This window comes from Microcoleus sp. B3-D2, from assembly GCF_036705345.1.
Lineage (GTDB): Bacteria > Cyanobacteriota > Cyanobacteriia > Cyanobacteriales > Microcoleaceae > Microcoleus.
In genome coordinates this window covers 24,566-36,974 of sequence record NZ_JAUBUG010000013.1, presented here as the reverse complement: position 1 = coordinate 36,974, position 12,409 = coordinate 24,566, and the positions used below count along the sequence as shown (strand labels likewise).

The following is a 12,409-nucleotide window of genomic DNA, read 5'->3' as shown; positions in this document are numbered from 1 at the left end:
CAGTCAACAGTCAACAGTCAACAGACAACTGACAATGAAAGCATTATTTCTCCATCCCAACTTCCCCGCCCAATACCGCCACATTATCACGGCTTTAGGCGCAGATCCCAAAAATCAAATTGTTTTCGGCACTAAAAACGAGCGCCCAGAGTGGAACATTCCCGGCGTTCGCAAAGCAGCATTTACCCCCAGCCGGGAACCCCACGCGCAGACTCACCAATACGTCCGCCCTTTAGAAAGTGCCGTCATCTACGGACAAGCCGTATTTAGAATGGCAGAACAACTCAAAGCAGACGGTTTCGTACCCGATATTATCTGCGGACATTCCGGTTGGGGGCCAACATTATTTGTCAAAGAAGCATTTCCAAATACGCCGCTTTTGTGTTATTTCGAGTGGTTTTATCATGCGATAGGTTCCGACGCAGATTTCGACCCAGCGGAACCTTTAACAGTTGACGATATGGCCAGAATTAGAATCAAAAATGCGCCGATTCTGATCGATTTATATTCTTGCGATTGGGGTGTGTCGCCCACTTATTGGCAGCGATCGCAATTTCCGCCAGAATTACAACAAAAATTATCCACACTCCACGACGGCGTAGATACCGATTACTTCAAACCAGACCCCGGTGCTAAACTGGTTTTGCCTAACTTAGACTTGTCTGGCGTTGATGAAATTGTCACCTACGTATCGCGGGGAATGGAACCTTACCGGGGTTTTCCCGAATTCATTGAGTCGATCGCCTATGTGCAAGAACGCCGCCCCAACTGTCACGTCGTAATCGTTGGTTCCGAAAGAGTTTGTTACGGGCGTTCTTTACCCAACGGCGAGTCTTACAAAGACTATATGCTCAAAAAAGTCCCCCTAGATTTGTCGCGAGTTCACTTTGTCGGGCCGCTACCTTACGGACTGTATTTAAAAGTAATTCAAGCATCCGACGTACACGTTTATTTGACCAGACCTTTTGTGCTGTCTTGGTCGATGATTGAATCTCTATCAACCGGATGTTTAGTAATCGGTTCCGACACAGGGCCAGTCAGAGAAGTTATCCGCGACGGAGAAAACGGTTTGCTAGTCGATTACTTCTCGCCCAAACAAGTAGCCGATCGCATTGATGAAGTTTTAGACCATCCTACCCGCATGGCAGAAATTCGCATCAAAGCCCGTCAAACCGCCCTAGAACGCTACAGTTTAGCTAAAATGCTACCGCAACATTTACAACTAATTGAGCAAGTAGCCAATCGTTCCATGCCGCCTACAGTTGGTATGGAACCAGAACGGGAATTAGCAGCATCTTTTGCAGTGAGAATTTAGCAATAAAGTTGGTCAGCACTAAACCCCTGATCGTAAGCTCTCCTGTGCGACTACACCGCACAGGAGACTCCACCCACCAGACGATAAACATCGGAACATCTGGACGCTTTAGTTGCCAAATTAAATAGTTTGATAGCAGTCCATTAATCCTTTCTAGGCTAGTCGTAAACTAGCTTCGAGAGCAATAATTTAGGCGTTGGATAATAGCGGGATGATTGGGATTTTTTTTGTGGGATGGGCGTCCCGCCCGTCCCGTGTATTTTCGGGCCTTGCATAATGGAAATATGAACTGTCCTAAATGTGAATCCGCCCCCATCAGCAATAGCAAGGGAGCATCTCATATTTGTAAAAACACTTCTTCTCCTTCCTTCTGCCTCCTGCCTCAAAACTCCAATTTCTAGCTTGGCTGCAAAAGTGAGATGCTACCGAAGGCTTCTATCCGTCTCTTACTTCATTACCTAAAGTATTGGAATATCCCCCTGCCCGATCGATTTTGATATAGTTGTGCAACCCTTAAAATTTATTGAATTCCCCTTCAGTTAAAATCAACTAAGAAATACCCAAAGCTGTTTCAGACATCGTAATTAAATTATTTGCAAATTTTTTTTGGTTAATTGGAATATCAATAATAAAGATTGCCCCCTGATTAGGAGCTGAAATACAATTGAGCTGGCCCCCGTGTTTATCCACTACAATCTGATGGGAAATTGACAGCCCAATACCAGTACCCTTCCCGATAGGCTTAGTAGTAAAAAATGGCTCAAATAGGTGTTGGCTAATTTCTTCGGTCATCCCAGGGCCGTTATCCTTAATATGAATTAACACCCGATTAGATTCCGTGACCTCCGTGCGAATGAAAATCTTAGAAGGATTAGCTTTCATTTCACTTAAGGATCGCGTCGTATTATAATCATCTATGGCATCAATAGCATTAGCAACAAGATTCATAAACACCTGGTTAAGCTGACCCGCATAACACTCTACCAGAGGCAGATTGCCGAATTCTTTAACCACCTCAATTGCAGGTCGATCGCCCCTTCCTTTAACGCGGTTATGCAAAATTAACAGAGTGCTATCAATACCCTGGTGAATATCCACTGGTTTCATCTCAGATTCATCCAATCGCGAGAAAATTCGCAGCGACTGAACAATTTCCCGAATCCGGTCTACGCCTACCTTCATGGAACTCAGCAATTTAGGTAAGTCTTCAACCAAAAAATCTAGTTCTATTTCTTCTATTTTATGTTCAATTATTTGCCCAGCCCCAGGGAATTCTTGGTGATAAAGATTGACTAGATCGATCAGATTTTTGGTATAATCATGGGCATAAGAAAGATTCCCAAAAATAAAATTAACGGGATTATTGATTTCATGGGCTACACCTGCAACAAGCTGACCGAGAGAAGACATTTTTTCGCTCTGCACAAGTTTAGTTTGGGTCAATTGCAATTCGCGAAAAGCTTTTTCTAAACATTGAGCTTGGGTTCGCAATTGAGCTTCCGATTCTTGTAATCCCGCCTCTGCTTGCAGACGCTCTTGAATCTCCTGTTTGAGCAATTGATTGGATAGAAAAAGTTCAGCCGTCCTTTCGTCAACTCGCCTTTCCAACTCCGATGCCAGCTTCAAGAGCGAAGATTCCGCTTTGACACGCTGTTCGATTTCTGCTTGTAAGTACACATTTTGCTCTAAGAGTTTCTTCGACAAATTGCGGAGCTTCATGTGGACATTAACACGAGCTAAAACCTCTTCATGCTGAAGAGGCTTAGTGATATAATCCACCGCACCCAGACTCAAACCTTTAACCTTATCCACCGTATCAGCAAGAGCCGTCATAAAAATCACGGGAATGTCTCTCGTTAAATCATTCGCTTTCAAACGGCGACAAGTTTCAAACCCATCTATTCCCGGCATAAGCACATCCAACAGGATCAGGTCGGGCGCAGCATAAGCGACCTTCTGGAGAGCACTTTGGCCATCCCTAGCTACCAATACTTTAAAGCCAAAATCAGCCAAAAAATCGAACAGGACACCTAAATTAGTCGGGGTGTCATCTACGATTAAAATGGTGCTTGGTTCGGCAAGTTCACTACTCATTAGTTGTCGTCCTATATTGTTTAATAAACTCTAGGATTTGTTGTTCTTCAAATCCTTTTGCTAACTGGCGCAGATGGGTAGCAAAGGGAACCCATTGCTCATTGAGTTGTTCGAGTTTTGCAGCTTGCTCCGCAATCCCTCGGAGATCGCCCATCATCGCTAGATCGAATAGAACGGCGATTTCCTCATCGGGGGGAGCTACAATTTCAGAACTTAGAGATTTTTTGTCTCCTTGTGCTTTCCTAATCTCTTCCAAATTTTCTTCATAAATCCATTCTAACTCTAAATGAGTACGTAATTTTTCTAAAAGCTCCTCGATTCGTATGGGTTTCGGAATAAAATCATTGCAACCTACCTCGACACTTTGTTGTCGATCGAAATCAAAAACGCTGGCCGAAGTAGCAATCACCACTAACTTAGTCTGACCTAGTGATTTGCGAATCCGGCGCGTTGCTTCTAAGCCACTCATTACTGGCATCATCAAGTCCATTAAAATACAGTCGGGTTTAAACTCTGCCACCTTGTTTAAACAGTCCTGACCCTCCGTTGCTTCCAGAACTTCAAATCCTAACGGCTGAAGCATTCCTGCCATGATCGAGCGATTCTGCCACTTGTCGTCAGCTATGAGAATTTTTCGCTTTTCGCCTTTGAAACCAACGATTGTGTGAGCATTGGCTTTGGCTGCATTAGTCGCCCATTCGGATACCTCTGGCAAATCTAAATCGAAGAAGAAAATGCTCCCTTGTCCTAATGTACTCTTCACCTTTATTTCACCGCCCATCATCTGGACTAATTGGCGGCTAATTGCCAGTCCCAACCCGGTTCCTTCAACCTTGCGGTTGGCATCCCCTACTTGGTGAAAAGGCAAAAATATATCTTGCAATTGCTCTGGTGCCATACCAACTCCGGTATCTTCAACTTGAAACCGGATTTTGCCATCGTGATATCCTACTTTGAATGCCACCCCACCTTTTTCGGTAAACTTAATCGCATTGCCGAGTAAGTTAATTAAAACTTGGCGCAACCTTTTTTCATCACCCTGGACGGCAATAGGTAGTTGAGTAATTGCCTCGTAAATCAGGGAGATTCCCTTTTGTTCTGCCCGAATATTGCAAATTTCAGCCAGGCCTTCCAAAAATTCTGATAAATGGAAATTACTCAGGTGGATTTCCATTTTTCGGGCTTCGATTTTAGAGAGGTCTAAAATATCGTTAATCAGGGTCAAGAGGTGATCGCCGCACTGACTAATGACGTTCAGACCATCTTTTTGCTGGTCAGCAAAGTTTTTTTGTCGTTTGAGGATTTGCGTGTAACCCAAAATGCCATTAAGTGGAGTTCGGAGCTCGTGGCTCATATTAGCAAGAAACTCACTCTTGGCAGAGTTGGCGGCTTTCGCTGATTTTTCTGCTTTTTGTAAATGGATATTTTTTTCTTGTAACTGTTGCGTTCTTTCTGCCACCTTCGCTTCTAAAGTAGCGTTTGCTGCTTCCAAATCGTTATAAAGACGGGCATTCTCAATCGAAATAGCTGCTTGAGAAGATAAAAGTTGTAAAACTTCTAAACGATCGGGAGTAAAAGCACCAGTTGTGAGATTATTTTCTAAATATAGAATCCCAGTAAGTTTTCCTTGATGAACGATTGGAGTACATAATACTGACTTAGGTTTTTGGTTGACGATATAAGTATCCGCTGTGAAGGTTCCCTCACAAGTTGCATCGCTTAATACAACATTTTCCTGAGTTCTTGCAACATAATTAATCAAAGATATGGGTAGTTGCTGACTATTTTCCACGGGGATTGTTTGCAGAACTTCTACATCGCTATCTACGGTTCCATAAGCTTCTATTAGTAAAGTTCCCGCTTTTTCTAAAATGAAAACGCCACTTTGAGCGCCCGCATTCTCGATCGCAATTTTCATCAATTTTGCCAACAGCTTACTCAGTACAATTTCACCAGAAAGAGCTTGGGATGCTTTGATCACAGTAGCTAAATCTAGAGATCCTGCACTTCCTCCACTCGTCGAGCTAGTGATCGTCGTCACCGGGCTACCTTGACTTTCGGGCTTGGCTATCCGGGAAAATATTTGAGGATATCTGGCTTCTAAATCTTTGACTATAGCTTTCGCTCCCCAGCGACTATATCCGTAGTAAGCATCGGTTAAATAAACCCGAGCAATTTTATCTTTAGCGCGGGAAAAATAAAACTCTGCTGCTAGTTCGTTGGCTAATGCTTCTTCTTGGATATATCCCTGTTCTTTGGCTCCGGCTATGGCGCGATCGTAATAATCGCTGGCTTCTAAAGGTTGTCCTAAAATTCGCGCTTTTTCTGCTTCTACTAAGTCATACTTATGCTGGAAATTGCACGGTGCATAAAATGCCCAGGTCTTTAATTTTTCTTGATTTGCTGTTAATTCACTTAGGTATTGTTCTTTCAGGCTTAGTTCTGCTTCGGGATACAGTGCTATGAGGGCAAGAGAATAGTATAAGTTGTAGATACTCATATGCATTAATCCTGCACCGGTATCGGCATATTTTAATGCTAAATGGGCACTCGAAACTGTTTTATCGGGTTCTTTAAATAGATAAGAGAGAATCATTTTGCCGACATAATAAGCATAAAGCAAAGTCCCAGTGTTAGACGCCTCGATTCCTGACAGTAGTTCTTCTTCATTAAAACTTTCACCTAGCAAAAAGTATTTATCTGAGTTTTTGTCGAGTAGATTGTCCACTATTTGCTGGTAAATTTTAATAAATAAAGTATCGTATTCTTGTTTGAGTTTAATGGTTAAGCCAACATACTTTGCCTGTTCCTGCTCAACTTTCTGTAGTTCCCGCCCGCTGAAAAATAACTGATTGCAATAATTGACGGTACTGTGACAAGCATATTCTAGGTCTCCAGTTTCCACACCACTTTGAATGGCATCAATCAAAGGTTCTAGGGTAGTATTAAGCGGCTCTTTCCAAAATCTAATCAGACAATTAAATACACAAAATATTTTTGATTTAAGGGTAATCGTGTTAAACCTTTCTAGTAGCAAAATAGCTAGTTTACCAAATTGATATCCAGAATCTATGTCTCCTAATCCTCCACAGAGTAACACTCCATACCACACATAAGCAACAGCGACTTGAGGCGAATTTCCATACTTAATAGACAACATTATTTTTGTATAAAGAATCCGCGGAAAAATCGCTGGATTTACAACAAAAGCCGGCGTTGTCATGATATTTAATATCCGCATAGCTGCGAGCTTATCGGGAGCTGTCATTGGCGGCAAGTTAGCTAAATCATCAAAGATTAGTTCTTGAGGGGGTTCTTGCTCTAGGCGAACTCCAAACCTTTCTAGAACGGCAATCCCATTATCTATAGCTGATTGCATCCTATTTTGAGACATCTCTAATTGAATTTTCAGCTCGTAGAACTTGGCTTTTTCCAGAAGGGTTTTCGCTTGTGTCAGGCTCCTCTCACAAAGCTGTTGCGATCGCTCATAATTAGTGTTTATATATTCAGTTTCTGCTGCTTCCAGATGCAGGTTAAACATCAGCTCATATTGACTCTCCCAGCTATTCTCCGCGAGTAATCCTAAACCCACATTCAAATATTTGACAGCAGACTCATAAGCTGTGGCAGCTTTGGCTTTCTGTCCGGCGATCAGATTCAGTTCTGCCAACTCATATCTTTCCAACTCTAAAGTGATTAAATCCGTTCCATAATTTAGTTGGTTAACCAGTGCAAAGATATTTTCTTTTCGTTCTTCAGGGGTTGTGGAATTCAGCAGTAGTTGACCAATTCTTCGGTGAGTTTCTTTTTTCTGATCGTCGGGAATCAGAGAATAAGACGCCTGTTGCACTCGGTCATGCAAAAACTTGTAGGTGACATTAAACTGCTCCGTTGAGTTTTCTGTAGATATTTCCGATTCAAATAGCAGCGGGATTTTGTAGGAATTATTTAGTGGCAGAACGAAACCCGCTTGTAGCGCTTCCCATAAATCCCTTGCCGTCTCTGACTGAGATTTTTTATTAGCAATTGCCAAAACGTCTAAACTAAATTTATCTCCTATACAGGCAGCTAATTTTAAGACATTCTGCGTCGGGGAGGATAGCTTTTGAATTTGGCTGACCATCAATTCGACGACATTATCGCTGATATTAATGCCTTGAAGCAGTTGGATATCCCATTGCCAACAAACTAGAGCGAAATCAAAAGATAGAAGTTTGTCTAGATAAAGGGATTTGAGCAGTTGAGTTAAGAAGAAGGGATTTCCCTGGGTTTTCTTAAAAACTAACTCAGCCAGGGGTAAAACTTCGGAAATGTGACTGCGAAGCGTTTCGCTCACTAACTGGTTGACATGAGAGACTTCCAAAGATTGGAGGATAATATTATTTACTGTTGCGTTGGTATTTTGAATTTGCTCTAATGTATAAATTAAGGGATGAGTGGCACTGACTTCATTATCCCGATAAGCGCCAATTAATAGCAGATATTTACTATCGGGATCGGTCATAATTAGCTGGATAAGCTTGAGGGAAGCCGAATCTGCCCACTGCAAGTCATCCAAAAATATAACTAGGGGGTGTTCGGCTTTACTAAACACCTGTATAAATTTTTGAAACACTCGATTAAATCGGTTTTGAGATTCAGTGGGTCCCAAAGTCGGAACCGCAAGCTGTGGATCAATAATCTTTTCTACTTCGGGAATAACCTCAATAATAATTTGCCCATTGGCACCAAGTGCTTCGAGAATTTTAGCTTTCCAAATTGCTATTTGAGCAGAATTTTCAGTGAGCAGTTGCCGCATCAATCCTTGAAATGCTTGAATTAAAGCAGCATAAGGAATATTCCGCTTAAATTGGTCAAATTTACCGGAAATAAAATACCCTCGTGCTCCGACTATAGGTTTATCAACTTCGTTAACTAAGGAAGATTTGCCGATACCTGAATAACCGGAAACTAGCATCATTTCCGTTGTCCCACCACTGACGCGAGCGAAGGCTTCTAGCAAATTAGCAACTTCTTTTTCCCGTCCATAGAGTTTTTGCGGAATCATAAATTGACTGTAGGAATCTAGTTGACCTATCATAAAGGGGAAAATCTCTCCAGCCGAAAGCATCTTCTGGCAGGTTTCCAAGTCAATTTTTATTCCGAAAGCACTTTGATATCTATCTTCAGCAGTTTTAGATAATAATTTCATTACAATTTCAGAAACTGCATCCGGGATTTCTGGATTCAGCTTTTTAGGTGGTATGGGTGCTTTAGCTATATGGCAATGAACGAGTTCTAGGGGGTCTTTTGCGGAAAAAGGTAGCTTACCCGTCAGCATTTCATAAAATGTAATACCAAGGGAGTAAAAATCGGTACGGTAGTCCACTGACCGGTTCATTCTGCCGGTTTGTTCCGGTGATATATAAGCAAGAGTTCCTTCTAATAAGTTTGGATTTGTGACCGTTTGATTTTCTCGCTCTAAAAGAGAAGCAATGCTAAAATCAATAATTTTTACTTCTTTGGTCTCTGAGTTAATTAGGATATTTGAGGGTTTAATGTCTTTATGGATTACATTACTGTGATGAATTTCTCCCAGAGTTTTTGCCAACTGAATTCCGATTTTTAGAAAGGCGTTTATAGCCAAGGGTTGATTGTTCAGAAAATCTTTCAAAGATTGACCGCTAAAATTTTCTACTATCAGCGCTAAGCCGTTATGATAGTTTTCTAAGGCTATGGGTTTGACTATTCCTTGACTGTCTAAATGTCGGAGTATTTTATGTTCGTGTCTTAATCGGGAAATTTCTTCGATTGTCGGATGCTCAGCTTTGAAGGTTTTGATAATTGCTGAGGTTCTATCACTCTCTTTGATGCCGCGATAAATAATAGTATTGACACTTTCGTAAATAGCTGCGCTTAGGTTGTAACCCAAAATAGTAATGCTCATGTGCGTAATTTCACTAATAACAAGTTGAAGAGCAGGCGGTATTTCAGTAGGTCTACTGATATTTATGACAGAACCGAATTAAAAAACAATTTTCAATGCACTGTAAATAAGTATAATCAAAGCTTTTTGAAGAATATTTAAATTTTAACAAATCTCAATATGGTTGTTTGGTAGTTAATATGCGAGAATATAAAAATTTTATTAAATGTTTAAGTAAAGTCCTGAAAAAATTCACGGCAAAATTGCTGCATATACCGATGTGATAGTAGAGGATAGCTGGGACACAGAAGAGACGATTATTTTATCGCTTAGAGTAATAAAGAAAACAGCAGTAGGCCCACTATGTAGTCCAACCAATTATTGTCTTTATCAAAATAAGGTAGTCCTACATAGTCACGACTACCTTATTTTAACAGCAAAAAATGGCTGTACTTGCTTGAAAATACCGATTTTTGTTATTATTGTTAAAACTCAACTAAATTCCTATGAAATCAACTACTAGGGCGCTGAAAGAATGGAATGTAGCAGTTAATGCTTTGGAACAAGGTCAAACGATTGTGCTGTTGCGGAAGGGGGGAATTCGCGAGCAAGCAGGACAGTTCAATGTCACTGACAAACAGGTTTTGCTGTATCCAACTTTTGAACACCAACAGCCGGGTTTATTAAAGCCGGAGTTTGCACATCAAGTCAAAACTGTCGAATCTGGTTGGCATCCTGAAGTTATTAGAATTGGCAGTTGGGCGGAGATTACTGATGTTTTTTTGGTAGCTTGGGAACCGGCAATTACGGCGCTATTTTCGTACCATATTTGGAATGAAAATTTTGTCAGCGATCGCCTGAAATGGAAACAAAATCAGCCAATTTATATTTTATTGCTGCGGGCTTATCGCCTTGCAGAAAGCCGCGAAATTCCATACATTCCTGAATACGGCGGTTGCCGTTCTTGGATCGATTTGGCAGATCCTATTTCGCTGGAGGGAAGCGAAGCTGTTTTGAGCGATCGCGAGTACATTGAACACTCAAATGAAATCCGCAATCTGATAGCGCATCCTGCGAATGCTTCTGGTTCGCCGAGAGTGACAACGCTGACAGAGGGCACTCAGGATTTTAGTCCTCATTAAGAGTTTTTAAGGTACTTTTCGAGAGGCGCGCTTCTACCAAACCCAGCCCAAAATCCGCAGCTAAGGCCATTAAAGCCGCCGGAATTGCCCCAGCCAAAAGTAACTGATTGTTGACGGTAGCAACGCCGCGAAAAATAAACACCCCCAAGCCACCTGCACCAATTGCAGCCGCAATGGTTGCCAGTCCGATCGCAATTACTGTGGCAACTCGCACGCCCGCCAGAATCACGCCCAGTGCCAGGGGAATTTCCACTTGCCATAACAGTTGCATATCAGTCATCCCCATGCCTCTTCCTGCTTCCGTAATCGCTGGATCGACGCCGACAATACCAGTATAAGTATTGCGGATAATTGGCAGTAAAGAATACAGAGTGAGGGCCATAATTGCCGTGCGATCGCCTATTCCACCCACTACCGGCACCGGGATTAGCAAGCCAAACAAAGCTAAACTGGGAATTGTTTGCATAATATTAGCAAATCCCAAAATTGGCTTTTTCAATTTGGGTTTTCTCGTGACTAAAATCCCGAGGGGAATCCCCACACTAATAGCGATAAAAATTGCCACAGTTACTAAATATAAGTGTTCGCTCGCGCGCTTAATTATCTCAGCGCCATAGCGGTTGATAAAAATTATCATTGGGTAATTGGTTATTACTGATTGCTGTCAATCTTATAAATCATTTTCCATTTCAGGACTTGGTTCACCAGGATAGAAGCGAGAATCCAGAATTTCCTCTAAGCTGTAAAGGCAATTTTGAGGAAATGTTTTGAGAGGTAAATCGGTTTCTCCTACTGCCAAATCTCTACCGTTTTGATAAGCTTCTTGGAAAGCTTCTTGCAAGTAAGGTTTCAGACTGGGGTTATCTTGTATCAGTCTCTGAGTGTCCCGCCGCTGCACTCGAATTGTAGACAGCCACCTCGGACTCCGCTGCTGGGGCTGATATTGCCACTTCAGCAAATGTCCCAGCAAAATGCTCAAACGATTTCTAAGCTCTTGACGTTCCTGTTTGCCCAAAGATTCAATCTCCTCAATTAAATTTGGCAAGTCAAGTTGACTCCACTGACACTTGCGAAGTAACTTGGCTTGTTCTTGCGTCCAAGCATAGAAGTCTGTCTCGTAAAGACTGTGCATCGTTTGATTATCAGCTTAGTTACTAAAACTATATTATCAAACTTTTGCTAATATCATTCAAATCTAGCTACTTGCAAACATTCAAGAAATGCGCGAGCTTCTGGATGGTGAGATTTCAGAAATTTATCGGGGGATGCCAATTCAATCAACCGTCCATCTTGCATCAAACCTATTCTAGAAGCTAACAAAAAAGCTTCTTGAATGCCGTGAGTCACAAAAATCACAGTTTTGCCGAGTTGCTGCTGCAATTGACCGAATTCTCGCTGCAATTCCAGACGAGTAATCGGGTCTAAAGCACCAAACGGTTCGTCCATTAACAATATCGGAGGGTCAGCCGCCAGTGCTCTAGCGACGCCTACCCGCTGCCGCTGTCCGCCGGATAACTGATGGGGATAGCGTTTGGCGAAGTGCTGGGGGTCGAGGTTGACTAATTCTAACAGTTGGCGGACGCGAGATTGAATACGATCGCCCTCCCAACCTTCCAATTTCGGCACTAAACCGACGTTTTGCTCGACGGTAAAATGGGGAAATAAACCGATTTCTTGAATCACATAGCCAATTTTTCGACGCAGTTGAATGGGGTTCCACTGAGTTGTCGGTTTTCCCATGACAAGAACTTCACCGCTGCTTGGCGTTAGTAAATTGTTAATCAATTTCATAGTAGTAGTTTTACCACTCCCGCTTCGTCCCAGCAATACTAAAACTTCTCCTTGCAGCACTTTGAAATTGAGTTTGTCTACTAAATGCCTGCGGTTGAGGCGATATGTAACGTCGAGGCATTCGACAGCAACTTCATTATTGAGAGGCATGATTAGTTTTGG

General features: G+C 42.0%; 7 protein-coding genes. 2 read left to right on the top strand and 5 right to left on the bottom strand.

Translation table 11 applies throughout. The features are described from left to right. Window positions 1–34: 34 nt before the first annotated feature. Complete coding sequence (locus tag QUB14_RS07480; protein ID WP_006634596.1) at window positions 35–1,315, top strand: glycosyltransferase family 4 protein; 1,281 nt, start codon at window positions 35–37, stop codon at window positions 1,313–1,315. Window positions 1,316–1,864: 549 nt separating this feature from the next. Here QUB14_RS07480 and QUB14_RS07475 read toward each other — a convergent pair. Next, window positions 1,865–3,409, bottom strand: a complete 1,545-nt coding sequence (locus QUB14_RS07475) for a response regulator (RefSeq protein WP_333216001.1) — start codon at window positions 3,407–3,409, stop codon at window positions 1,865–1,867. Continuing rightward, window positions 3,402–9,335: an AAA family ATPase gene (locus tag QUB14_RS07470; protein ID WP_333215999.1), complete on the bottom strand. Its 5,934-nt coding sequence runs from the start codon at window positions 9,333–9,335 to the stop codon at window positions 3,402–3,404. The genes QUB14_RS07475 and QUB14_RS07470 overlap by 8 nt, the downstream gene beginning before the upstream one ends. 485 nt (window positions 9,336–9,820) lie before the next feature. Here QUB14_RS07470 and QUB14_RS07465 point away from each other — a divergent pair, with 485 nt between their 5' ends. Continuing rightward, entirely contained in the window at window positions 9,821–10,456 is a 636-nt protein-coding gene (locus tag QUB14_RS07465; protein WP_333215998.1) for a DUF1802 family protein, read from the top strand. On the opposite strand, the gene QUB14_RS07460 is transcribed toward QUB14_RS07465, so the two are convergent. The 3 genes from QUB14_RS07460 to QUB14_RS07450 are packed head-to-tail and all read right to left on the bottom strand — an operon-like array spanning window position 10,443 to window position 12,397. Beyond that, entirely contained in the window at window positions 10,443–11,093 is a 651-nt protein-coding gene (locus QUB14_RS07460) for an ABC transporter permease (RefSeq protein ID WP_333215996.1), read from the bottom strand. The two genes, QUB14_RS07465 and QUB14_RS07460, sit on opposite strands and share 14 nt — an antisense overlap. A gap of 33 nt (window positions 11,094–11,126) precedes the next feature. Continuing rightward, window positions 11,127–11,588: a DUF29 domain-containing protein gene (locus tag QUB14_RS07455; protein WP_333215994.1), complete on the bottom strand. Its 462-nt coding sequence runs from the start codon at window positions 11,586–11,588 to the stop codon at window positions 11,127–11,129. A 53-nt stretch (window positions 11,589–11,641) separates the two neighbouring features. Further along, a complete protein-coding gene (locus tag QUB14_RS07450) occupies window positions 11,642–12,397 on the bottom strand; it encodes an ATP-binding cassette domain-containing protein (RefSeq protein WP_333215992.1) in 756 nt (251 codons plus the stop codon). Window positions 12,398–12,409 lie beyond the last annotated feature (12 nt).

Coding starts and splice junctions, on each gene's coding strand:
- QUB14_RS07480 (WP_006634596.1), top strand. CDS start 35: ATGAAAGCATTATTTCTCCATCCCAACTTCCCCGCCCAATACCGCCAC.
- QUB14_RS07475 (WP_333216001.1), bottom strand. CDS start 3,409: ATGAGTAGTGAACTTGCCGAACCAAGCACCATTTTAATCGTAGATGAC.
- QUB14_RS07470 (WP_333215999.1), bottom strand. CDS start 9,335: ATGAGCATTACTATTTTGGGTTACAACCTAAGCGCAGCTATTTACGAA.
- QUB14_RS07465 (WP_333215998.1), top strand. CDS start 9,821: ATGAAATCAACTACTAGGGCGCTGAAAGAATGGAATGTAGCAGTTAAT.
- QUB14_RS07460 (WP_333215996.1), bottom strand. CDS start 11,093: ATGATAATTTTTATCAACCGCTATGGCGCTGAGATAATTAAGCGCGCG.
- QUB14_RS07455 (WP_333215994.1), bottom strand. CDS start 11,588: ATGCACAGTCTTTACGAGACAGACTTCTATGCTTGGACGCAAGAACAA.
- QUB14_RS07450 (WP_333215992.1), bottom strand. CDS start 12,397: ATGCCTCTCAATAATGAAGTTGCTGTCGAATGCCTCGACGTTACATAT.